The sequence below is a fragment of the Streptococcus castoreus DSM 17536 genome (assembly GCF_000425025.1).
GTDB lineage: Bacteria > Bacillota > Bacilli > Lactobacillales > Streptococcaceae > Streptococcus > Streptococcus castoreus.
In genome coordinates, this window is record NZ_AUKZ01000007.1 from 73,219 (window position 1) to 96,130 (window position 22,912).

General features: G+C 37.4%; 22 protein-coding genes and 2 pseudogenes. 4 read left to right on the forward strand and 20 right to left on the reverse strand.

The window, feature by feature from the left end:
• Positions 1-735: 735 nt before the first annotated feature.
• From H346_RS0103390 to H346_RS0103410, 5 genes are all read right to left on the reverse strand, one after another.
• Positions 736-2,235, reverse strand: a complete 1,500-nt coding sequence (locus H346_RS0103390; RefSeq protein ID WP_027969846.1) for a HAMP domain-containing sensor histidine kinase — start codon at positions 2,233-2,235, stop codon at positions 736-738.
• 5 nt (positions 2,236-2,240) lie between these two features.
• Positions 2,241-2,927, reverse strand: coding sequence for a two-component system response regulator CovR/CsrR (gene covR / locus H346_RS0103395; RefSeq protein WP_027969847.1), 687 nt, complete (start codon positions 2,925-2,927; stop codon positions 2,241-2,243).
• Between the two features lie 258 nt (positions 2,928-3,185).
• Complete coding sequence (locus H346_RS0103400) at positions 3,186-3,728, reverse strand: YceD family protein (RefSeq protein WP_027969848.1); 543 nt, start codon at positions 3,726-3,728, stop codon at positions 3,186-3,188.
• A gap of 275 nt (positions 3,729-4,003) precedes the next feature.
• Complete coding sequence (gene htpX / locus H346_RS0103405; RefSeq protein WP_027969849.1) at positions 4,004-4,903, reverse strand: zinc metalloprotease HtpX; 900 nt, start codon at positions 4,901-4,903, stop codon at positions 4,004-4,006.
• A 37-nt stretch (positions 4,904-4,940) separates the two neighbouring features.
• A complete protein-coding gene (locus H346_RS0103410) occupies positions 4,941-5,498 on the reverse strand; it encodes a LemA family protein (protein ID WP_027969850.1) in 558 nt (185 codons plus the stop codon).
• A gap of 150 nt (positions 5,499-5,648) precedes the next feature.
• Between H346_RS0103410 and rsmG the strand changes: the two genes are divergently transcribed.
• From rsmG to ktrA, 3 genes are all read left to right on the forward strand, one after another.
• The gene (gene rsmG / locus H346_RS0103415) at positions 5,649-6,362 is read left to right on the forward strand and encodes a 16S rRNA (guanine(527)-N(7))-methyltransferase RsmG (protein ID WP_027969851.1); all 714 of its coding nucleotides are present in this window, start codon (positions 5,649-5,651) and stop codon (positions 6,360-6,362) included.
• Positions 6,363-6,439: 77 nt separating this feature from the next.
• Positions 6,440-7,816, forward strand: a complete 1,377-nt coding sequence (ktrB, locus tag H346_RS0103420; protein ID WP_027969852.1) for a potassium uptake transporter channel subunit KtrB — start codon at positions 6,440-6,442, stop codon at positions 7,814-7,816.
• A 9-nt stretch (positions 7,817-7,825) separates the two neighbouring features.
• Positions 7,826-8,500 carry a potassium uptake transporter gating subunit KtrA gene (ktrA, locus tag H346_RS0103425; RefSeq protein ID WP_027969853.1) on the forward strand — a complete coding sequence of 225 codons (675 nt, stop codon included), beginning with the start codon at positions 7,826-7,828 and terminating at the stop codon, positions 8,498-8,500.
• A gap of 75 nt (positions 8,501-8,575) precedes the next feature.
• On the opposite strand, the gene sstT is transcribed toward ktrA, so the two are convergent.
• Positions 8,576-9,790 carry a serine/threonine transporter SstT gene (gene sstT / locus H346_RS0103430; RefSeq protein WP_027969854.1) on the reverse strand — a complete coding sequence of 405 codons (1,215 nt, stop codon included), beginning with the start codon at positions 9,788-9,790 and terminating at the stop codon, positions 8,576-8,578.
• A gap of 211 nt (positions 9,791-10,001) precedes the next feature.
• Between sstT and brnQ the strand changes: the two genes are divergently transcribed.
• Positions 10,002-11,372, forward strand: coding sequence for a branched-chain amino acid transport system II carrier protein (gene brnQ, locus H346_RS0103435; protein WP_027969855.1), 1,371 nt, complete (start codon positions 10,002-10,004; stop codon positions 11,370-11,372).
• 57 nt (positions 11,373-11,429) lie between these two features.
• On the opposite strand, the gene H346_RS0103440 is transcribed toward brnQ, so the two are convergent.
• From H346_RS0103440 to yhbY, 14 genes and pseudogenes are all read right to left on the reverse strand, one after another.
• Positions 11,430-12,122 (reverse strand): methionine ABC transporter permease, encoded by a 693-nt coding sequence (locus tag H346_RS0103440; protein WP_027969856.1) that lies wholly within the window; start codon positions 12,120-12,122, stop codon positions 11,430-11,432.
• Positions 12,123-13,187 (reverse strand): methionine ABC transporter ATP-binding protein, encoded by a 1,065-nt coding sequence (locus tag H346_RS0103445; protein WP_027969857.1) that lies wholly within the window; start codon positions 13,185-13,187, stop codon positions 12,123-12,125. It lies immediately after the preceding gene.
• The gene (locus H346_RS0103450; protein WP_027969858.1) at positions 13,180-14,553 is read right to left on the reverse strand and encodes a M20/M25/M40 family metallo-hydrolase; all 1,374 of its coding nucleotides are present in this window, start codon (positions 14,551-14,553) and stop codon (positions 13,180-13,182) included. Before H346_RS0103450 ends, H346_RS0103445 begins: the two co-directional genes overlap by 8 nt.
• 74 nt (positions 14,554-14,627) lie before the next feature.
• Positions 14,628-15,473: a MetQ/NlpA family ABC transporter substrate-binding protein gene (locus tag H346_RS0103455; RefSeq protein WP_027969859.1), complete on the reverse strand. Its 846-nt coding sequence runs from the start codon at positions 15,471-15,473 to the stop codon at positions 14,628-14,630.
• 160 nt (positions 15,474-15,633) lie between these two features.
• Complete coding sequence (locus H346_RS0103460) at positions 15,634-16,476, reverse strand: amino acid ABC transporter substrate-binding protein (RefSeq protein WP_027969860.1); 843 nt, start codon at positions 16,474-16,476, stop codon at positions 15,634-15,636.
• A gap of 193 nt (positions 16,477-16,669) precedes the next feature.
• Positions 16,670-17,386, reverse strand: a complete 717-nt coding sequence (locus H346_RS0103465) for a YebC/PmpR family DNA-binding transcriptional regulator (protein ID WP_027969861.1) — start codon at positions 17,384-17,386, stop codon at positions 16,670-16,672.
• A 261-nt stretch (positions 17,387-17,647) separates the two neighbouring features.
• Positions 17,648-18,366 (reverse strand): annotated as a pseudogene (locus H346_RS0103470) (MerR family transcriptional regulator).
• Between the two features lie 106 nt (positions 18,367-18,472).
• Positions 18,473-19,567, reverse strand: a complete 1,095-nt coding sequence (locus tag H346_RS0103475; RefSeq protein ID WP_027969863.1) for a nucleotidyltransferase — start codon at positions 19,565-19,567, stop codon at positions 18,473-18,475.
• Positions 19,568-19,634: 67 nt separating this feature from the next.
• Positions 19,635-20,378 carry a class I SAM-dependent DNA methyltransferase gene (locus H346_RS0103480; protein WP_027969864.1) on the reverse strand — a complete coding sequence of 248 codons (744 nt, stop codon included), beginning with the start codon at positions 20,376-20,378 and terminating at the stop codon, positions 19,635-19,637.
• Between the two features lie 47 nt (positions 20,379-20,425).
• On the reverse strand, positions 20,426-20,779 hold the full coding sequence (gene rsfS / locus H346_RS0103485) for a ribosome silencing factor (protein WP_027969865.1): 354 nt from the start codon (positions 20,777-20,779) through the stop codon (positions 20,426-20,428).
• Position 20,780: 1 nt separating this feature from the next.
• Positions 20,781-21,317, reverse strand: a pseudogene (locus H346_RS10195) (cysteine hydrolase family protein).
• The gene (yqeK, locus tag H346_RS0103500; RefSeq protein WP_027969868.1) at positions 21,293-21,886 is read right to left on the reverse strand and encodes a bis(5'-nucleosyl)-tetraphosphatase (symmetrical) YqeK; all 594 of its coding nucleotides are present in this window, start codon (positions 21,884-21,886) and stop codon (positions 21,293-21,295) included. Before yqeK ends, H346_RS10195 begins: the two are co-directional and overlap by 25 nt.
• Positions 21,883-22,515: a nicotinate-nucleotide adenylyltransferase gene (locus H346_RS0103505; protein WP_027969869.1), complete on the reverse strand. Its 633-nt coding sequence runs from the start codon at positions 22,513-22,515 to the stop codon at positions 21,883-21,885. The genes yqeK and H346_RS0103505 overlap by 4 nt, the downstream gene beginning before the upstream one ends.
• A gap of 80 nt (positions 22,516-22,595) precedes the next feature.
• Positions 22,596-22,904, reverse strand: coding sequence for a ribosome assembly RNA-binding protein YhbY (gene yhbY, locus H346_RS0103510; protein WP_027969870.1), 309 nt, complete (start codon positions 22,902-22,904; stop codon positions 22,596-22,598).
• Positions 22,905-22,912: the final 8 nt, after the last annotated feature.

Here is a 22,912-nt window from a genome sequence, read left to right on the forward strand (position 1 = left end):
ACCATAATTTAAAGGATAACAAAAGAATACGTCAATACTAATCCATGATAAACGCACGAAGAAAATTTTTTATTGAAAAAATAATGAAACAACAAAAAGCTATTGCCAGTTTAAATTGTCATTTAATTATGAATATATAAAATTGCCAAAATAGTTTTCTTCCTGAAAGTTTAACCAGAAAACGATGCTTTCTGAAAAAGCAAAACGGTTTTTCTGCATTTCAGAACATAATCCCCCTTTTCAGAAAAATCATGATAATTTTTTCTACATGCGTTTGGCGTCAATACTAATCACAACAGACACAGCAAGCCGTTATTTCCGATTTATAGCACAGATGAAAACAATCATTCGTTTTGAAACATCTGAATATTGAAATGCAAAAAATATTATTTTCTTATCGAAAATCTTTCCTACATTTGACATCCATACTCATTCATATTGTACATATAAAACAAAAATGCATGTAACTAAAAATGGGTTACATGCATTTTCCAACCTCCCTAAAGGTCCATAACTTCTTTTAGCACAAATAACAGACCGATTTTAGACTCATTTTTCTTAATTAATCATAAATAAACATTATCTTTAGGGATTGATGTGGAGATTAACCTTAGGCTACTTTTTTAAAATGTTCAAACAACAATTTAATACATTTTCGCAAAGAAACTGTTAACACTCTTCATAAACGAAAAACCAATAATGTCTCGTTTTATTGGTCTAATAATCCATAATCAGCTATTCATGATCTCGAGGAGTTGCTAGTGGGATATGCAAGATAAAGACAGATCCCTCGTTCAATTTGCTTTCAACCTCCATACGCAGGTGATAGCCATCTACAATTTGCTTGAGAATAGATAGACCGATTCCTAAACCAGCTTGTGTGCTCGTACGATTACGTGATTTGTCTGTTCGATAGAAACGTTCAAAGATATGCTCAATATCTTCTTCGGAAATCCCTTCACCTCTATCTCTAACCCTAACAACAGCTTCATGCTCCGCATGAACCCTTAGTTCAATAGAAATTTTCTTTTCTCTTCTAGAATATTTCACCGCATTGTCAATTAAAATCATTAGGGCTTGCTCAAAGTGATTTTTATAAATACGAGCCAATGTCTCTTGATTGTCAAAATGGCATGTAAATTCAAAATCCTCTCTTAAAACCCTAAAATTACCAATAACTGATTCAATAGAATTTTCCAAAACAGTTGTGTCATTTTGGTGCCCCTCAAAAGAACCTTGTACACGAATCATGTCTAACATATCATTAATCATAATCGCCATACGATCAGCCTCGTGTGCTGTCGCAGTTAAACTTTCTTCAAGAATAGCACTATCATCTTTTCCCCAGCGCTGCAAAAGACCAACATGTCCTTTAATAATGGCAACTGGTGTTCGTAATTCATGACTAACATCACTAATGAAACGTGATTGAAGTTTAGTATGAGTCTCTACCTTATCCAACATATTATCAAAAATAACAGACAATTCCTCAATTTCATCTCCCGAAGAAATATCTGATCGAAGATTCAGATTGTCCGGATTTTCTGAAATATTACGCATAACATCATGAAGGTTATTCAACGGTTTCAAGAAACGACGTGTTGAGATTAAAATAATCAAATAAGCTAGACTAGTCCCAAACAATTCCATGACCAACAACCCAAAAAGCAAACGAGCTCTGATGCCATAGTAATTTCCTAAATCATGAAAAACTTGAACATATCCAACAAATTTGCCCGTACGTCTGGAATAAACCTTTTGAGTCATCGAAAAGCCACGATACTGATCCTCAATACAATCATGATAGATCTTACCAATAGGACCTTTCAATCCGGGAGATGCTTCTTCATTATCTGTGGTAAAAATCATTTGTTTGTCAACATTGTAGACATAAATATCCTGATTAGCATCTAGCGTATTGGTAATATCACGTTCACTTCTGATAATCCGACTGCCGTTTCTATCATCTATTCTCAAGTGTGTTTTATCGTTTTTATATAAAACCTCTGCTAAGTTCTCTAACGTAAAATTAGAGTCCACCTCAGAGAGACGAACTCTAACAATATTTACAGCTTGAAGGACTGACTGTCTTTCTTTTTTCAACAAGAAATAATTTGTTGAACTATAGGCAATCAGTGTGAAAGCGGAAAAAATGCAGAAAAAGAGAACAAAAAAGATATTTGATAAACGTTTTGGTAACGATTTTTTATATATTTTCTGTTTCTGATTTACCATGTTAATTATTTCTCACGAATAACGTATCCCATCCCACGAACCGTCTGAATATAAGATTCTTTACCAGGAAGATCAATTTTGCCACGAAGGTAACGAATATAAACATCAACAACATTTGTCTCAACCGCTTCATCATATTTCCAAACATTTGATAATAACTCTTCTCGGGTCATCACACGATTCATATTTGTCATTAAAATACTAAGCAAGTCGTACTCGCGTTTGGTTAATGAAATTTCATCATCTCCACGATTAACAGAACGATTTTGTGGATTTAAAACCAAATCACGATAGATACCTTGGCTTGGAGTTTTTTTCTCAGACTCAATATCTTGTCGGCGGAAGATTGCACGAATACGTGCCAGTAATTCTTCAATCGCAAATGGCTTAACAATATAATCATCTGCACCGCGATCCAAGCCAGCAACAACATCCATGATAGAATCACGCGCTGTCATCATCATAATGTAAGTTGTCTTTTCCGTCTGCAAACGACGTGTTACTTCAAAACCATCCATTTCTGGGAGCATGAGATCGAGAAGAATTAAATCAAATTCCTTTTCTAGAGCTGCCTCTAAACCTTCACGACCGTTAACTTCAACAGTTACTTCATACCCCTCGTGTTGCAATTCAAGTGAAACAAACCGTGCAAGGTTCTTTTCGTCTTCAATAATTAAAATTTTCTTTGTCATTGACATCACCTCTTATCCTCATGTCGACTCCTTCTCTCCCAAAAAGTGATGCACAAGGTCTATCTAAATTTTTGTCCTATTTGAGTTTCAATACCCGTAATAATCACCTGATGAGCAAAGAAAACTTTAACTCACCAACGTTTTTTCATCCCCTCTACCGCCAACAAACGGCTAAAATAGACGATTAACCACATTCTTTAAAGAGTATATCAAAGAATAATTCTTTTTTCAAATAAAAATTACAGACATCTTTAATATTTAACTTTCGTCGTCAAATAATTCCTGTAAGCTTGCAAAAGGAGTATTCTCTTTTTGTTTTTCTTCTTTAAGAACCTGGTATTGCTCCTCTGTTAACACTGCCCAATCCTGACCCGCTGGTAACTCTTGCGAAGCCTTTTTTTCCTCATCTGTCAGTACCTGTAAAGGAATGGCTAGCAAAATATTATCCACGATACTTTCTTCAAGATCAATCTTATCATCTCTCAAAACCAAGACCAAATTATCATCAATCATATTCTGATGGCTTGCTAAATCAGACGGTTCAATGAAAAGTTCTTCTATTATCTGTGATTCACTAATCGTGACAGCTTCTAACGAACGGCTTGAAGGTAAGGTCAAATCATAACTTAACTGATAGGTTAACACATAAAGACCGGTATCGTATTGAATATTTCCAACAACCCTAACATTTTCTAAGTCAAGAATCTGTGGATCACGCTCAAACAATTTCTTCTTAACGTCACATGCTTGGTCAAAAGAAATACCCTCAGGGCATTTTCTGATTTCCGAAATGCGTAGCATAATTTTCTCCTAATAAAATTCTAATCCATTTTTACTATTATATCAAGTATTTGCTAATAGTTTTATGACATTTTCCTTACATTTTTTAATTTTAAACATCTGATATAACACCCCAATGTCACATTGTTTTTGACTTCGTTTGGCATCTTACCATAATCAACTTATCGCTAAACATGTCAAACCTGGCATCATTTCTCCTTATAAATATTATATTTTCCAAATATTAAAAAGCGAAAAGATAAAGAAAATGTGAGACTCGAGCTGATCTCAAGCGCTCACATCTGTTTTAATCGTTCAATTCTATCTGCAATAGGAGGATGGGTACTAAATAGAGAACTTAGCCGTTGTTCTTTCTTTCTAGGCTCGTTAATGTATAAAGCTGCACTAGCATCATCAACACGCTGTTTCATGGGTCGGGAACCATCCAACTTTTCAAGCGCTCTAATCATTCCTTGAGGATTTCTAGTCAATTCAACTGAGCTAGCGTCGGCTAAAAATTCTCTTTGACGGGAAATAGCCAACTGGACTAAACTAGCAGCCAATGGTGCTAGAATCAAGGACAAGATTGATAGGAGCAAGACAACAACACCTAAGCCACTATCATTACGGTCGTCATCTCGTCTTCTAGAACCACCTCCATACCAAAGTAAGCGCCCACCAATGCTCGAAATCATGGTAACAGCACTAGCTAAGGCAACCGCAATGGTAGAAATACGAATATCATAATTACGAATATGACTCACCTCATGACCAATAACACCCTCTAATTCTTCACGATTCATGGTATTAAGTAAACCTGTCGTAGCTGCAACAGCTGCATTTTGAGGGCTAGAGCCTGTAGCAAAAGCATTTAAAGAATCGTCTTCAATGATAAAGACTCTTGGCATGGGAATTTGTGCTACCATTGCCATATCTTCAACAATGTGAAAAAAATCTGGGGCTTCTGTTTCCGTTATTTCTCTAGCATTATTCATACTCATAACAAGGCTTGTCGATTGAAAAATCATGCTAAAAGCATAAATCGCACCAATAATCAAAGCAAAGACAAGCCCCATCACATAATTATCAGCCAGTAAGTAACCTGCTGCTGAACCAATGAGAGCTAAAAGTATAAAGAAGACGACCAATAAAATAACTGTTCTTTGCTTATTTTGTGAAATCTGTTGGTAGAGCATATGCCCTCTTTCTCCTATTTTATGTTTTTATTCTAACTTAAAAGTTAAATTCTACTTTTGGAACCTCTTTTTCAGCTTCTGGTGTTTGCAAGAATTCACTTGGTTTAAATCCAAATAGCTTAGCAACAATGTTGCTTGGGAAAGATTCAAGCTGTAAATTGTAGTTAGATGTTGTTGAATTGTATAATTGACGAGAGTACGAAATTTTATTTTCGGTATTGGTCAATTCTTCTTGAAGTTTCAAGAAGTTTTCATTAGCTTTTAAATCTGGATAATTTTCAGCAACTGCAAACAAATTAGTCACTTGCTTACTCAATTCATTAGAAGCGGCAATCGTTTCTTGAGGGGTTGATGCATTCGCAACACGCGCACGCAAATCTGTAATTTTCTCAAATGTTTTTTGCTCGTAGTTAGCATATCCTTTTACGGTCTCAATAAGGTTTGGAATTAAGTCATTACGGCGTTTCAACTGCACATCAATTTGACTCCAAGCTTCTTTTGTATGCATTCGGAATTTAATCAGGCTATTGTAACTTATCATTACCCAAAGAGCAATTACCCCTAAAACGGCTAAGATAATTAAAATTGTTGGCATAAGCGTTCTCCTTTTATCTTTGTGTTTCAATTATAGCAATTTCTGTGACAATAGCAAGCAATGAGGGTTTGTTTCTATTCCATTCTTTCAATTTTTTTATGACTATTTTTATGGTAAAATAATAGCAATAATCAAAGATCGAGGATGCAGATGACACCACAAGAGTTTTACACCAGATTAGAAGAGGCGGGTTTTCCCTTATCACCTAAGCAAAAAGAACAGTTTGATACCTACTTTAAATTACTAATAAATTGGAACACTAAAATTAATTTGACGGCTATTACTGAAGAAAATGAAGTCTATCTTAAACATTTCTATGATTCCATTGCTCCTATCTTGCAAGGCTTTCTTTCTAATGAGCCGATAAAACTGTTAGATATTGGGGCTGGGGCTGGCTTTCCCAGCCTACCCATGAAAATTATTTTCCCAGATCTGGAAGTAACTATTATTGACTCACTTAATAAACGTATCACTTTTTTAAACCTCTTAGCAGAAGAATTGAAGCTTGACAAGGTTGCCTTTTTCCATGGACGTGCCGAAGATTTTGGGCAGAACAAAACATTTCGAGCGCAATTTGATGTAGTAACAGCTAGGGCTGTTGCTCGCATGCAAGTTTTGTCAGAATTAACCATTCCTTTTTTAAAAGTTGGAGGAAAGCTAATCGCTTTAAAAGCACAAGCGGCTGATCAAGAATTAGAAGAAGCTAAAATGGCTCTTTCTCTCCTTTTTGGTAAAGTCATTGATAATCATCATTACCAACTGCCAAATGGCGATTCTCGCTATATTACTGTTGTTGAAAAGAAGAAGGAAACAGCCAATAAATTCCCTAGAAAAGCAGGCTTACCTAATAAAAAACCTTTATAATAAGCTAAAAGCTAAGTTTCTTAGCTTTTTTAGCTTATTTTTGTTATGATAATATGAGATATTATTATGGAGGAAACATGAAACGCTCTTTTATCAAATCTCTTTCAGTCACACAGCGCTTAACCTTTAGTTTTGCTATTGTTATTCTGATTGGGACCCTCTTGTTATCCATGCCTTTTACCCATTATCAAAACGGTCCTGAGACAGTCTATCTTGACCATTTCTTTAATGTCGTTTCCATGGTTTGTGTGACAGGGCTTTCTGTGGTGCCAGTTGCTGATGTCTACAACGGTATTGGGCAAACCATTGCAATGATGCTAATGCAAATCGGAGGGCTTGGTTTAGTCACATTGATTGCCATAAGCACCTTTGCTCTCAAGCGTAAAATGCGATTAAGTGACCAAACCCTACTCCAATCCGCCTTAAACCGTGGTGACAGCAAAGATCTAAAGCATTACCTTTTCTTTGCCTATAAAGTCACTTTTGGACTTGAAATGTTTGCCGCTCTTATTATTATGACTGACTTTATTCCTCGCTTTGGCTGGAAAAACGGTATTTTTAATAGTATTTTTTTAGCGGTGTCTGCTTTTTGTAATGCTGGTTTTGATAATTTAGGTTCGGCTAGTCTGAAAGCATTTGTCTTAAACCCAACGCTTAATTTTATTATCACCTTTTTGATTATTTCAGGAGGACTTGGTTTTTCCGTTTGGGTTGATTTAGGGCTATCTTTTAAGAAATTCTTTTTTGAAAGACCGCACTGTTATGGAGCTACCTTCCGCAAACTCTCTAATCAATCACGCCTAGTTCTACAAACAACGTTAGTCATTCTTGTCCTTGGAACCTTTTTAGCTTGGTTTTTAGAGAAAGATAATGCCAAAACGATTGCCAATTATCATTTCCCTCAACAACTAATGATTTCTTTCTTTCAAACAGTAACCATGAGAACAGCGGGCTTTGCAACAATTTCTTATAATGACACAATGGCACCTACCAACATTCTCTTTATGATTCAGATGATGATTGGTGGTGCACCTGGCGGCACTGCCGGCGGTATTAAAGTAACAACTGCTGCTATTACTTTCTTACTATTTAAGGCAGAGTTATCTGGTCAGTCAGAAGTAACTTTCCGTAACCGCATTATCGCTAATAAAACCATCAAGCAAACCATGACTGTCCTTATTTTCTTTTTTGCAGTTCTCATGATAGGATATATTCTACTTCTTAGCGTTGAACCCAATATTGCACCAATTCCACTTCTGTTCGAATCTATCTCAGCCATTGCAACTGTCGGGGTTTCCATGGATTTAACCCCACAATTATCAACAGCGGGACGTCTCATTATTATTGTTCTCATGTTTGTTGGTCGGGTTGGTCCAATCACTGTTCTCATTAGCTTAATTCAACGAAAAGAAAAAACCATTCAATATGCCACTACTGATATTCTAGTGGGTTAAGGAGTAATCATGTTAAAACGTAAAACTGTCGGGGTTCTTGGTCTAGGTATTTTTGGTCGCACTGTCGCTAGGGAATTAAGTAACTTCGATCAAGATGTCATTGCTATTGATATTAGAGAAAGTCACGTGAAAGAAGTGGCTGACTTGGTCACTAAAGCAGCCGTCGGTGATATTACCGACAAAGAATTCTTGTTAGCTATTGGTATTGAACATTGTGATACGGTTGTTATTGCTTCTGGTAATAACTTGGAATCATCTGTTCTTGCTGTTATGCACTGTAAAAAACTGGGCGTTCCAACCATTATTGCCAAGGCAAAAAATAAAATTTTTGAAGAAGTTCTCTATGGTATTGGAGCCACCAAAGTCATCACTCCTGAACGTGATTCTGGGAAGCGCGTTGCTTCAAATTTACTAAGACGTCACATCGAAAGTATTATTTATCTGGAGCATGGCATTTCCATGATTGAATTTGTCATTCCAAAAAGTTGGGAAGGTCAATCCCTTTCTGAACTTGATGTCCGTCGTAAATACGAGTTAAATATTATTGGCATGCGCCAAAAAAATGTTAAAACCTTGGATACCAACGTGCAACCTTTTGAACCACTTGAAGCCAATACAATTATTGTCGCTATCGCAAATGACCATACCTTTGAGAAATTCGACTATCTAGGCTATCTGAAATAATCCAAAACTCCTTAGATGTAGGTCTAAGGAGTTCATTTTATGAATTGCTAGGAATGCTATCAAGTGAAAAATGCTCTAGGCTTTTTCTTGTTTCCAAAAAGCTTTTTCTGCGATCGCCGTAAAGAGAACATCTGTTGATGAGTTTAAAGCTGTTTCACAAGAATCTTGAATGACACCAACAATAAATCCAACCCCAACAACCTGCATAGCAAGGTCATTAGAAATTCCAAATAGGCTACAAGCAACTGGAATGAGCAATAAGGAACCTCCCGCAACTCCTGAGGCCCCACAAGCAGACACTGCTGCAATAAGACTCAATAAAAGGGCGGTTAAAAAATCAACCGGAATACCAAAGGTATTGACAGCAGCAAGGGTTAGCACGTTAATTGTAATAGCTGCACCACCCATATTAATCGTTGCACCAAGTGGAATGGAAACAGAATAAGTTTCTTTACTTAGTCCAAGATTCTTACATAGTTGCATATTAACTGGAATATTGGCAGCTGAACTTCTTGTAAAGAAAGCCGTTACACCAGATTCACGTAAACACTTAAAAACGAGTGGGTAAGGATTTTGACGCATTACCAAAAAAGCAATTAATGGGTTGACAACTAAAGCGACAAAAACCATTGTACCTACTAAAACAAGAATCAAAAAGGCATAGTCTGACAGAACACCAATTCCATTTTCAGAGATAGCCGAAAACACCAAACTCATAATGCCAATGGGGGCCAAGTTAATGATCCAAACCACAATCTGAGAAGTCACTTCTGCTGCTGTCTTAATGAGGTGTTTGGTTTCCTTGCTTGCGGCTTTCAGTGCAAATCCAAAAACTAAGGCCCAAAACAAAACACCAATATAATTAGCCGTCGCTAAGGCGTTAATAGGGTTATCAACTAATTTTAAAAGAAGGGTTTGAAAAACTTCCCCAACCCCTTGTGGGGGTGAAAATTCTGTCTTAGCTGGTGTGTTTAAGACTAAGGACAGTGGAAATAAATAAGTCGTCAAAACAGCTACTAAAGCAGCTGCAAAAGTCCCAAATAGATAAAGAGCAATAATAAGCTTCATATTGGTCTCTTGACCTTTTTTTTGATGGGATATTGCCTGAGAGACTAAGGCAAATACAAGAAGGGGAGCAATGGCTTTTAAGCCACCAACAAATAATTTTCCTAAAAGACTCAAACCTGTAAAATTAGGAACAAGAAGTCCTAAAATGAGACCGACAACAACACCAATCCCGATCTTTTTTATCAAGCTAGTTCTGATCCATACGTTACATACTCTTTTCATTGGTCACATCCTTATTAAAGTTACATGTTTTTTATCATAATATAATTCCAGCTGTTCGTCAAATTTATTCAACTATCCTAATCAGTTCTCTTACTCCTCTATTGACGATACTAATAATCTTCGATATAATAGCAGCTGTTGTCATTTTAACAGGTTTTTGGTTAGAATTGTTAGAATCTTCAAATTAATATTACAAAAGGACTATTCATAAATGAAACAAAAAAATGTATATCTTGTTATCGGATTTATGTTATTTGCTCTCTTTTTTGGAGCAGCAAATCTCATTTATCCCGCCTTTCTAGGCATTTACTCTGGTCACAATATTCCCTGGTCTATTGTTGGTTTTTGCCTAACAGGTGTTTCTTTACCACTCCTTGGTGTCATTGCTGTTGCTAAATCTGGTTCAGATGATGTGGAAAGCCTTGCCCGCCCAATTTCAAAATGGTATGCCATCATCTACTCATCTATTCTGTATTTATCTATTGGTCCTTTCTTTGCCATCCCTAGAACAGGTGCTACATCATTTTCAGTTGGTATCGCTCCCATCTTCGGAGACAATTTTTCCGTTAAAATTATCTATGCTATTCTTTTCTTTGGCTTATCTTACTTCTTAGCCATCAAACCAAGTCAATTAGCTGAAAACATTGGGAAATTCTTAACACCAACCCTACTCGTTGTGATTGCCATTTTAGTGATTGCCTCCTTTATTCATCCCGCTGGGAATTATGGCAATGCCTTTAATGCCGGTGTTGGTATCAATAATGCCTTTAAAGACCATCCCTTTATCGCCGGACTCATTCAAGGCTATGGAACAATGGATGCCTTGGCTTCTCTCGTCTTTGCAATTTTGGTCATTGAGGCAACCAAGCAATTTGGCGCCAAAACAAATAAAGAAGTCACTAGAATTACACTCATTGCTGGAACGATTGCCATTTTCCTATTAGCCTTTGTTTATATCTTCGTTGGTCGTATCGGCGCAACTTCACAATCCTTATTCTCATTTACTGATGGTCATTTCACTCTCCACGGCAGCCCAGTTAATGGTGGACAAATCTTAAGCCACGCTTCTCGTTTTTATTTGGGAAGTATCGGACAGGCTTTCCTTGCCATTGTTATCTTTTTAGCTTGTCTAACAACTTCAACTGGATTAATTACATCTAGTGCTGAATATTTTCATAAATTAGTGCCTGCTTTGTCTCATATTGCTTGGTCAACTATTTTCACTCTTGTCTCTGCCTTTTTCTACTTTGGCGGTTTGTCAATCATTATCAACTGGTCCGCACCAGTGTTGTTCCTCTTATATCCGCTAACGGTTGATCTGATTTTCCTTGTCTTAATGCAGAAATTCTTCAACAATGATCCCATTGTTTACCGAACGACAATTGGATTAACCGTCATTCCCGCTATTTTTGATGCCCTATCAACCTTATCACAAATGACAGGTCTCTTCCGTCTCCCAGAAGCAATCACTAATTTCTTCCAAAAAATTGTTCCACTGGGACAATTTTCAATGGGATGGATTGTCTTTTCCGCCCTCGGATTTCTTTTAGGACTGGTGCTGCATCAATTAAAAAAAGCATAACCATTTTCTTTTTATAGCATAAAATCTCCTCAAGTCATATGACTTGAGGAGATTTTTTTACTTATGACTAAATCGTCTTGTTAAGCGATCACCAACCATTTGGATTGCAAAAATAATGAGAAGAATGATAAGCGTTGCAACCCAAGTCACATCGTTATTAAAGCGATTGTATCCATAAGAAATAGCAACATTGCCAAGCCCACCTGCACCAATAGCCCCTGCCATGGCTGTTTCACCGACCAAAGAGATCAAGGTCACGGTTGACACACGAATTAAATCAGGAAGCCCTTCACTTAAATAAACCTTAACAATATCCCAAAAAGTTGCCCCTGAAGCTTGTGCTGCTTCAACGACCCCTTTATCCAGTTCCGAAAAAATCACCTGTACTTGGCGAGCAAAGAAAGGGAATGTCGCAAAAGTTAACGGTACCAAGGCAGCCGTTGCCCCCAAAATAGTTCCCATAATCAAGTAAGTGAAATTTGCAAGAATAGCAATTAAGATAATAAATGGGATAGCACGAAAAACAGAAGTCACTTTATCAATAATCCAACAAACAACTTTATTTTCAATGACACCATCAGGTCCCATCAGAACTAGTAAAAGCCCTACAAAAAGACCAATAGCCCCACCAACAATAAAAGGTACAATCGTCATATATAAGGTATTCCAAATAGCTAAGCCCCAGCCCGCATCACCTGACCAACCGAGCTCATACACATTTGGTAAATAGGTTTGAATTAACTGTGTCATCTAGGCTCCTCTCTTCAAAATACTAACGTCAACGCCAGCCTCTTGCAAAGCATTCTCAGCCGCCGCAATATTAGCCGCACTTCCTTCTAATACAACAATCATTTCACCAACCGGCACATGGTCAAGGATCTCTATATTTCCATATAAAATATTGGCAGTAACCTCAAATTGACGGTAAATACGATTCAATAGCGGTTCATCGGTTGATGTTCCCGCATATTTTAGTTGGACTAGAAGCGCATTAGGAGATAAGTGCTTCACAATATCTTGTTGGTTAATTTTTTCAAGTGCCTCATCAATTCCCGTTGCTGTTGTGATAAACTCTTGCGTCAAGGCTTCTTTGGGATTAGAAAAAATATCCAAAACAGACCCCTCCTCAATTAAAACACCATTTTGCATCACTGCAACACGATGACAACTATCTTTAACAATTTGCATTTCATGGGTAATCATCACGATTGTCAAACCAAGCTTACGATTTAATTCCTGCAAAAGGGCTAAAATTTGCTTGGTTGTCTTTGGATCAAGCGCCGAAGTGGCTTCGTCTGAAATCAAAATTTTAGGGTCATTGGCAAGAGCACGCGCAATAGCAACCCTTTGTTTTTGCCCGCCAGATAGCTGAGCAGGATAATTGTCCGCCCGATCAGCTAAACCAACCAAGTCTAGCAAGTCCGATACTTTCTTTGCCTTTTCTTTCTTGCTTAGTGAGGAATGACGTAAGGCAAAAGCAACATTTTCCCTAGCCGTTTTTTGAGCCATTAAATTGAAATGTTGGAAAATCATCCCAATCTCTCGACGTTTCTGGCGTAATTCCTTAGCAGATAATTGGATTTCCCCTTGATTAAACGTAATATCTCCATCAATGATAATTTTTCCACCCGTTGGAACTTGGAGTAAATTAATCACACGTACAAGAGTTGATTTCCCCGCTCCAGAATAGCCTACAATACCATAAATATCTCCTTTATTGATATGAACACTCACATCTTTAACGGCTTCAATTACTCCTTTTTTCTGATGAAAAGTAATGTCAATATGGTCTAATTGAATAATGGCTTCACTCATAAGATTTTATTAACTCCTCTATTAATAGAATATGGCGGCAATAGTCTGCAATGGCAATATTTTCATCACCTGCATGATCACAACTATTAACATGTCCCAACCCAAAAGCCACCATAGGAACTTGCACTATTTCAAAAACGGTATGCATGGGACCTGTTCCTGCTGAAGTTGGCAAAAGAGAAATTCCTTGAGGATAAAAAGATTTCGCTACTGCAATAAGATTGTAGATAGCATCAGCTGATAAATCACTCCGATAACCTTTTTCTCCCAAGGTATAAGTCAAATTGACCTTGTCAAAACCCTTGTCCAACAAATAGGCTTGAATTTGCTTAAAAACACGTTCTGGATCTAGACCGGGAACCAGACGAACTTCCATTTTAGCAAATGCTTGCGATGGAATAATGGTTTTAACCCCTTTTCCTTGATAACCTGAACCAACCCCTTGAATTCCTACGGATGGTTGGTAATAATAAGTTCTCAAAAAATCATACTGGTCTGATTGTAACATAGGAAGCTCTAATCCGTAAAGCTTTTTTAACGCATCCATCTGGTCAATAGCGTAAGTCTCAATTAAAGCCAATTCACGCTCCGTAGGCTCCTGAACTTGCTCATAAATGCCCGGTACCAAAATACGTCCTTGAGCATCACGTAAACTGGTGATTGCCTCAAGCAAATACCAAGACGCTGAATTAATAACACCCCCATATTTAGAGTGAATATCAAGGCTAGCACTTTCAACGGTCATATCAAACGTTAAAATCCCCTTATTTCCTCCAGTTAATTCTAATTGCCCCTGCTCATTTCGAATGCCTTGCTCCCAGATTAATAAATCTGCTCCCTGTAAGTGAGTCGCATATTTCCTGAGATAGGCTTCCAGATCCACTGAAGCAGATTCTTCTGCTCCTTCCATCATGAATATAATGTTTAAAGGAAGTTCTTTATGCCTGTTTAAATAACCCATGACCGCTGTTAATCTGGCAATAATGTGCCCTTTATCATCATCAACTCCTCTAGCATATAAGTAACCTTCACGTTCTGTTAATGTAAAAGGATCGCTGGTCCATTTTTGGTCATCATCAGCAGGCACTGTGTCATAATGCTGATAGAAAATCACCGTTTTACCTTTCGGTCTTGAACTCTTAAACTCAGCTAAAATAAAAGGAGCTGCATAAGATTGGTCAACAAGCACTTGTGCACCAGCTTCTTTAAAAACTTGCTCTAGAAATTGAGCCGTCTCTTTAAGACCAACTTGCTGAGCAAAAATAGATTTGTGTGCAATTAATTGCCCCAACACATCAAGGTAGGTTTGTGTCAATGGGGAACTCCAAATCTCACTTATCTTTTGTTCTAATTCCTTAATCAACATGATTTCTCTCCTTAATACAAGAAAGGACGTGCTACACACGCCTCTATCTTCCTGCTATAACGACTGTTAACGAATTACCATACGGGTACATCGACACCATTTGATGTCTTATCAATGATTTTTTTCACCTCATCGGTTTGATAGGCCTTGATTAATTTTTTGATAGCATCAGCTTTGGTCGATTTTTCCCAACCTTTTTGCCCCACAATGATGTTAACCCATTGTTTTGAATTGGCATCAGCTTTTTCTTTGTAAAGAGACGTCTTGTAGTCAATCTTCGCAGAAACTGCGTAACTATTATTAACAATAGCTGCATCTGCTGACGTCAAGGTACGAGCTGTTTGACTAGCATCTAATTCCTTAATATCTAATTTTTTCTTGTTTTCAGAAATATTAGCAATGGTCGCTAATGTGTTACCAGAAACGTTTAATTTAATTAAACCAGCTGATTGAAGCATGTAAAGAGCACGACTTTCGTTTGTCGCATCATTTGGAATTGCAATTTGAGCACCATCTGGAAGATCCGAAACAGACTTGTATTTAGCTTTGCCACCTTGACCAGTTCCTGAAAAGAGATTAATTGGGCTAATGTAAGTCTCTGCAATCGTTACCAAGTTTTCTTTGTTTTCTTTATTCCAGTTATTTAAGAAATTATAATGTTGGAAGGCATTAAGATCAACCTCTCCGTTAGCAACTGCCTTATTAGGCTGTGAATAATCAGTGAATTCTTTGTATTTCAAGGTAATGTTCTCTTTTTTCAAAAGCTCTTCAATTTTATCCCATCTGGCTTGGTCAGATTCTGTTTTTGTCATCACACCAATGGTTAGAGTATTTTTATTATCTTGTTTACCTGAGCAGGCTACCAAGAGAGTCGAAGCAAGTGTCAGACTCACTAAACCTATAACTTTTATCAATTTCATATCAATATCCTCATTTCATTTTTCAACTGCATTTATTTTATCTTAAATGGGTATAGTTTTCAAATTGGTAAAAATTAGGATAATCTATAGCCAATAACTATATAATCTTGTAAAAAAGAACCAGTAGTCCCTATTGGATTACTGGTTAATTAAACTTCCTCTACTTCGCTTTAGGGACCATCAGCTCTTTTTCTGTAGGCACATAGTCACCACCAAGGTATTCTTTAGCTAATTTGCTGAGAGTGCCATCAGCAGTTAGTTCTTTCAGACGTTTATTGACAAAAGTTTGTAACGCTTTTTGATCTTGACTAAAAATAAAATAGATAAAAGGGCGTTCTGTCGATGTTAAGGCAATGGTTTTAAGATTGTCTAAACCTTGGTTTTTAATAATGGCATTCACAGTTGGTGCATCAAAAATCTTAAAATCTGTCTTCTTTTCATTAAGATTGGTTAGTATTTGTGTAATATTTTCATTCGTAAACTTCAAATCAACCGGCTTATCACTGTGCTCCTTATTAAAGGCTTCTAGTTGTGCAACGCTTGTTGTTCCTTGAACAACTTGTGTTGAATGTCCTTTAATATCTTCATAACGCTTAATGTCACTGCCTTTTGGCACAACCAAGACAGACGGAGTAGACCCAATTGGGTAAGAATACAAGTATTTTGCAGACCGTTCTTTTGTAAAGGAAATATTATTGCCACCCATCTGGTATTTACCAGAATCTAAACCGGTAAAAATAGAGGACCATTCTGTTTTCTTAAAAGATACTTTGTATTTATCCGAATCTTTGAAAACAGCTTTAGCTACTTCGATGTCGTATCCTGTTAATTGACCATCCTTTTCATACGAAAAAGGAGCTGTTGTCCCAACAGTGGCAAATAAGACACTCTTTTTTTTACCATTTGTATTTGAAGTGGACTGCTTTGATGACCCACAAGCCGTTAAAACGACTGTCGCTGCTAAAACGATAGCTACAATTCCTAAATATTTTTTCTTTATCATAATACCTCTCCTTTTTTATGCTTATTTATAGTTTATCATTTTTAATTGAAGTTCACTAATATTTAAAACCCATCAAATTATCACCTTTTCTATGAACGTCTCTTTCCAAAACTCTGATTTTACAAAAAGGAAAATCAATTTGAAAAAGAGCCGAAATTAACTTTCAACTCTATCTTTACGTACTTAAGAAGATTTAGAAATCCGCCACATTATGATACACTTTTTGGACATCATCATCAGATTCCAAAGCGTCTATCAATTTTTCAAAGGTTACAAGGTCATCACCTTCAAGCCTTACTTCTGATTGTGGAATCATTTCAAGTTCAGTAACTTGGAATTCAGAAATGCCAGATTCACGAAGAGCCATGATAGCTTTATGAAGATCTGTAGGAGCTGTGTAAACGGTAACACTTCCTTCTTCTGCTTCCACATCATCCACTTCAACATCAGCTTCCAAAAGCAATTCAAAGATACTGTCTGCATCATCGCCTAAAAAGACGATAACCCCTTTTTTATCAAACATATAGGATACTGAACCTGCTGCTCCCATATTCCCGCCATTTTTACCATAAGCTGTACGAACATTGGCAGCTGTGCGGTTGACATTTGACGTAAGGGTGTCAACAATAATCATTGAACCATTTGGTCCAAAGCCTTCATAACGACCTTCAACAAAAGTCTCATCCGTATTTCCTTTGGCCTTGTCAATAGCTTTATCAATGACATGTTTCGGAACTTGCGCTTGTTTCGCACGATCAATAACAAATTTAAGAGCTGTGTTTAACTCAGGATCTGGATCCCCTTGCTTAGCAGCTACATATATTTCGACGCCAAATTTAGCATAAACTTTTGAATTAGCCCCATCTTTAGCAGTTTTTTTCGCAACAATATTTGCCCATTTACGTCCCATTTTATCTCCTCTTAATAACAATATTACAATCTTTTATTGCGCTCTTTTCGAATAAGCAGAGCTGAATTTAATTTTAACGCTACTATTATAGCACTTTCAAAATAGATAGTAAATTAAGAATTATAAAGGACAAAAAGGGTCAATCCAAAAGATTGTCACTGGCTTTCAATAGACAGCTTCAAATAAAAGATAGCGTTCAAAAACAAGCCTGCCACCATTTTTAATCAGTAAAATCTTAATGATTACCGTAACATAAAAAGACTAACTCTGACAATAATAGTTAATTGCTTGGCTAACAAACACAGCTGTCCCTTCTCCACCCATGTTATCAATCGTTTTATTAAAGCGATTATCCTCAACATACATCAAACCAAGACCGGCTAAAATCTCTTTGTCACAATGGTAAAACTGCTGATTAATATACTCTTGTAACACCTTTACTTGCTTTTGAACAGGTAAACTTGTGATGGTTTGATTTTTCAGATCACCAAATGTCCCAAAAATCTCTCGCATGTCATCTAAAAATTGATCTGGGCTTAACTTTCTTTTTTGGAATTGATAAGCAGCATAAGCTTCTGTCTCCCCCCAACGTTCCTGTACTTCTTTTTCAAAGGTTTCCAATTGAGAATTACGATAAATATCAAAAGTCATTAGATTTCCTCCTTCTTGTAAAGCCCTAGCATGCGCTATCAATTTCTCCAAATGATTCTTACGCATGTCTAACAATTTTATTTGATCATCAAGTGCTTTTTCTTGATCATAACTAGAGCCATCAAGTAATTTTTTAATAGTTTTAAGAGGAAATGCCAATTCACGATAAAATAAAATGTCTTGTAAACGTGCTAAGGCAGAATCATCATAAAAGCGATAGCCATTCTTCCTAACAACCGTCGGTTTCAAAAGACCAATTTCACCATAATAATGCAAGGTACGTACACTAAGACCAGCTAGCTGACTTACTCTTCTTTTACTGTTTTCATGACAAATCCTCCTATAGAATGGGGCATTAATTCCTAACTAGTATGAGAATTCTGACCTCAATACCAAGTATAGACTATCACGTGAGGTGAGGGTCAAGCGAAATTTTTACTCTTCTTTTCTTATCGGGATCCGCCCCCAAGTTTGTTCTGCCATAACTGGATTTCCCAGTTGGTAAATAGCATCTGCTTGTTGCGTCAGAGAATCCCAAGGTTTAGCTCCAATTCGAGAAACCATAGGCACTCCATTTTTTACCGATTTGAGATGAGTGCGCCCTTTTTCAGAAAATCCCAAGACATGGACAGCTTCAGGAAGTGGAGTTTCCACTGCGTTTATAAGAATATAAGTCAGAACCCTTCGCACACGCGCCTTAGTATAACGCTTAGTCGCAACCTGTTCCACTAGGTCTTCTACCGTTGTTGCACTCCGAATAGCAGTGCTGACTCTGCTTGCCAATTCCTCATTTACTTGAAAAACCGTTGTCAAATCAGAATGTGCTAAAATCTGATATTTCAACAACTGAAAATAGTTATCCCAAGTGACCTGTGGAGAATTTAAAAGTAAGGACACACTTGGTACTGATTTTTTCACAAAAGCCTGATCCGAAAGATGCTTGCGAATAGCTGTTGCAGAAGCAAAGGTGCTTGACTTGTTTTCTGAATGAAAACCTGCCCCCTGACGCTTAACCGGCTCTAAATTTATTGCTTTGCCCGCACATGCCTTGGCATAGGTCAACCCCAAAATATGATTTGGCTCATTAGCTGTGAAAGTCATATCTGCAAATGTTTCCCACATCTTCTGTGTTTTCTGTGGATAAGATAGGGTATCTGGTAAAGTCGCCAGATAAGCTACCATCTGTTCTGCCTTTTCACCATAAATGTCCGATAAAAATTGATAATCCAAGGTTTCTTCTGTACCAAACATGAGAGTATCCATACCTAGTTTCGCTAAAATGGCTACCGCTCCTTGGGCAAAATAATCTGCTGATTGCACAGAAATCAGAAAAGGGAGTTCAACCACTAAGTCTGCCCCATTTTCCAATGCCATTTGTGCTCTTGTCCATTTATCTACAAGTGCTGGCTCGCCTCGTTGCATAAAATTACCCGACATCGCTACAATGACTATCCCTTTCGCCTGAGACAATAAATACTTGTGACCATTATGAAAAGGATTAAATTCTGCAATAACACCTGTAACAGTCATAACATCCCTTCTTTTATTTCTTATTGACTTTTAGAAATAAATTATCCAAGCTAGACAAGTTCAACCTTTATTTTTGCGCCACAAAAAACCAACGTTTACTTGTTTCGGTCGGCACCTTATCCTCAAAATCAGCATAGACCTTAAAAGACTTAAAACCAGCCTGTTCCAATAAAATATCGTAGGTTAGAATCTCATAAGTTCGTTCCTCATGGATTTCATCAAACCGAGAAAAGCGTCCATCTTCTTCCTGAATAAAAAAGGTTAACTCATGGACAACCGAATGAGGAACTGCATCCGCATAAGTATCCCAAACCATGGTAAAATCATCTGCATTTTCATGATAAGAATAGCCTGGAAAAAGCTCATCTGTTTGGTAGGTCGAATGAACATCAAAAATGAAGATCCCATCGTTTGCCAAAACATGATAGACCTCTTTAAAAACATCGCCAACATCAATCTCATCTTGCATATAACAAATTGAATCAGAATAACAGGTCACAAAGTCAAAGACTCCCGCCTGTGATAAATCCAGCATATTGCCTTGCATAAAGTTAATTTCCTGTTTAGCAGATGTGGCACGTTTTTCAGCAATGGCTAACATGTCTTGACTGAGATCTAAGCCAGTGACCTCAAAACCGGCCTGAGCAAACCGAACTGACTGAATCCCTGTTCCACATGCTAATTCTAACAACCGTTTTCGATTATTAGCTTTAGGCAAATGGCGAAGCGAAAAATCCGTCCATAAATCATAGAGGGAAGCGTCCATAATAGTGTCATAAACTGATGCCAGTTTTTCATAATTGTTTTGCATTGTCATCCTCAAAAACCCTGCCAAACTGACAAGGTCCCTTTGTAAAATTAAGCCAAATAGGCATCTAAAGCCACAACTGGCGCTTCATGCCAAAGTTTTTCAAGATTGTAATGGTAACGCTCGTCCTCTGAAAAAAGATGTACCACAACATCGTTCAAATCTAGCAAAACCCAACCTGCTTGGCTATTCCCTTCAATATGACTAGCATCGCCACCAGCTACTTTAACCTTCTCACGAATATTCTCTGCAATAGCTTCCAACTGACGACTATTTGTCGCACTCGCAATCACAAAATAATCAGTCAAACTCGTGAGGCCTTCTAAATTCAAAGCTAACATATCTTCAGCCCGCTTTTCATCAGCTGCCTTCACAACAATTTCTAACAGTTCTTCTTTTTTCATTTTATTCCTCATTTAAAATCACATCTAATTGCTCTACTAGAGCAAATCTTCCATCCCACAAGGCTTCATGGTAATCAATCAAAAGAGAGACCGGAATGTCCTCATCATCAAAAGTCGTTGATCCATGTTCTATCACTGACACCTCATAGCCCAGTTCAAAAGCAACCCTCATCGTCGTATCAATGCAATAATTAGTGAGCATTCCCATCACCACCAAGCTATCAATCCCTTTTTAGTTTAAATGCGCTGCTAGCCCAGTAGCTTTAAAGGCTGAGTTATAAGTCTTATCAAAAATCTTTTCTGATGCTTGGGGTGCTAAAGACTCATGAATTTCCCAACCGACACTGCCAAAAGTTAACTCATTATCCTGATGACGCACATAAATCACTTCCACACCTTGACGACGTGCCCTTTGAATAGCTGTCTGCCAAGTTTTCAAACACTGGTCAATCGCATAGGGCTTAGCCTCTACCAAATCTGTTTGACAATCAATAACCAGCAAAGCCTCTTCATTTAATTCTCCCTTAGATAGGTACAAAAAGCATTATAGGTATCTATGGTCTGTGGGAAAATGGGCTGCGCTTTGGACGCTAAATAAGCTACCGTATGAACCGTTTCGTAGGCAACAGCCTTATCCAAATCAAGCTGCGCGATTTTTCTAGCATCATCAACCAAAGGAAAAACACGACCTTCTTCAATATAGTCAGCAACATAAAGAACCTTATCCAGCAAAGTCATCTCAGCTGCCCCAACAGTGTGAATTTCAATAGCTCGTAAGATAGCTTTATCTTGTAGCCCAAAATCCTCCTGAATCTTGTAAATGCCAACCATCCCATGCCAAACATTATTATGCCATTTGGTTAATTCAGGAGATAATTGGTACTTGTCAATCAGTTCTAGAAAAACGTGATCAGGACACTCCTTGGCATAATCATGCAAAAGAGCCGCCAAACCTGCCTTAACGGGGTCACAACCATAACGCTCTGCCAAATATAGGGCTGCTTTTTCCACACCAAGCACATGTTTAAAACGCCTAGGACTCATCTGCTCTGCGATTTTCCCTAAAAGTTCTTCCCTACTGTAGGGGATATAATCTTGATATATCATTGATACAGACCTTCTTGATTAATGTAAGCCAAAACCGTTTTAGGCAAGAGATAATTCGGTTGCCGACCCTTTTTGATAAAGTCACGAATCATACTAGAAGAAATATCCATTAGCGGCACATCTACCCAGATAATAGGATAGGAGGTCCCAACCTTATATTTAGGGCGTTGAACACCAACAAACTGAACCATCTTAACCAATTCATCAATCCGATACCATTTTGGCAAATAATCGACCATATCAGCCCCAATGATGAAATAGTAATCAACATCAGGATTTTTCTCCGTCAAATAGACCATCGTATCGTAAGTATAACTAATCCCTTGGCGCTCAATTTCACATGTCTCAACCGCCAAACCATCAACATCCTCAATAGCCAATTCCAACATCCAAAGACGATGCTTTTCATCAATGGTTTCTTTGACATCAATGTGCGGTGGCATGAATTCAGGCATCAACAAAACTTGATCTAGACCTAGTTGCTGGCGAACTTGATCGGCTACCACAAGATGGGCATTGTGAATGGGGTTAAAATTGCCCCCTAAAATGCCGATTTGTTTTCGATTACTTTCTTTTTTTTCTTCCTCTAATTCAACCTTGGTAAAAGGTGTCAATAACTCTAAAGCCATAGTTTCTCCATATCGCCACTACAATAACACTAGTACTGCCACACTAAGACAAGAAAAGTCTAGCTATTAAACTATTTTTACTAAATTGCTTTAACTCTAACTGACAATTTGCGATTTTCTTTCTTAGCTGAAACCTTAAAGAGAATCAGAATACGACCAATTTTTAAAACTGTATCACAACCAATCTCTTCTTCTAAAATTTCTGCCACCTCATGAATACCCTCATCAGTATTTTGTAAAAGTGTTACTTTAATCAGTTCTCTGGCATCCAAAGCCTGACGAATACTGGTTTTAATCTGATCATTCAACCCATTCTTACCAATTTGCACAATCGGTTTTAAACTATGGGCCTCAGATTTCAAGAAAGCTCTTTGTTTACTTGTAAGCATTTTTTCCA

Coding starts and splice junctions, on each gene's coding strand:
- H346_RS0103390 (WP_027969846.1), bottom strand. CDS start 2,235: ATGGTAAATCAGAAACAGAAAATATATAAAAAATCGTTACCAAAACGT.
- covR (WP_027969847.1), bottom strand. CDS start 2,927: ATGACAAAGAAAATTTTAATTATTGAAGACGAAAAGAACCTTGCACGG.
- H346_RS0103400 (WP_027969848.1), bottom strand. CDS start 3,728: ATGCTACGCATTTCGGAAATCAGAAAATGCCCTGAGGGTATTTCTTTT.
- htpX (WP_027969849.1), bottom strand. CDS start 4,903: ATGCTCTACCAACAGATTTCACAAAATAAGCAAAGAACAGTTATTTTA.
- H346_RS0103410 (WP_027969850.1), bottom strand. CDS start 5,498: ATGCCAACAATTTTAATTATCTTAGCCGTTTTAGGGGTAATTGCTCTT.
- rsmG (WP_027969851.1), top strand. CDS start 5,649: ATGACACCACAAGAGTTTTACACCAGATTAGAAGAGGCGGGTTTTCCC.
- ktrB (WP_027969852.1), top strand. CDS start 6,440: ATGAAACGCTCTTTTATCAAATCTCTTTCAGTCACACAGCGCTTAACC.
- ktrA (WP_027969853.1), top strand. CDS start 7,826: ATGTTAAAACGTAAAACTGTCGGGGTTCTTGGTCTAGGTATTTTTGGT.
- sstT (WP_027969854.1), bottom strand. CDS start 9,790: ATGAAAAGAGTATGTAACGTATGGATCAGAACTAGCTTGATAAAAAAG.
- brnQ (WP_027969855.1), top strand. CDS start 10,002: ATGAAACAAAAAAATGTATATCTTGTTATCGGATTTATGTTATTTGCT.
- H346_RS0103440 (WP_027969856.1), bottom strand. CDS start 12,122: ATGACACAGTTAATTCAAACCTATTTACCAAATGTGTATGAGCTCGGT.
- H346_RS0103445 (WP_027969857.1), bottom strand. CDS start 13,187: ATGAGTGAAGCCATTATTCAATTAGACCATATTGACATTACTTTTCAT.
- H346_RS0103450 (WP_027969858.1), bottom strand. CDS start 14,553: ATGTTGATTAAGGAATTAGAACAAAAGATAAGTGAGATTTGGAGTTCC.
- H346_RS0103455 (WP_027969859.1), bottom strand. CDS start 15,473: ATGAAATTGATAAAAGTTATAGGTTTAGTGAGTCTGACACTTGCTTCG.
- H346_RS0103460 (WP_027969860.1), bottom strand. CDS start 16,476: ATGATAAAGAAAAAATATTTAGGAATTGTAGCTATCGTTTTAGCAGCG.
- H346_RS0103465 (WP_027969861.1), bottom strand. CDS start 17,386: ATGGGACGTAAATGGGCAAATATTGTTGCGAAAAAAACTGCTAAAGAT.
- H346_RS0103475 (WP_027969863.1), bottom strand. CDS start 19,567: ATGACTGTTACAGGTGTTATTGCAGAATTTAATCCTTTTCATAATGGT.
- H346_RS0103480 (WP_027969864.1), bottom strand. CDS start 20,378: ATGCAAAACAATTATGAAAAACTGGCATCAGTTTATGACACTATTATG.
- rsfS (WP_027969865.1), bottom strand. CDS start 20,779: ATGAAAAAAGAAGAACTGTTAGAAATTGTTGTGAAGGCAGCTGATGAA.
- yqeK (WP_027969868.1), bottom strand. CDS start 21,886: ATGATATATCAAGATTATATCCCCTACAGTAGGGAAGAACTTTTAGGG.
- H346_RS0103505 (WP_027969869.1), bottom strand. CDS start 22,515: ATGGCTTTAGAGTTATTGACACCTTTTACCAAGGTTGAATTAGAGGAA.
- yhbY (WP_027969870.1), bottom strand. CDS start 22,904: ATGCTTACAAGTAAACAAAGAGCTTTCTTGAAATCTGAGGCCCATAGT.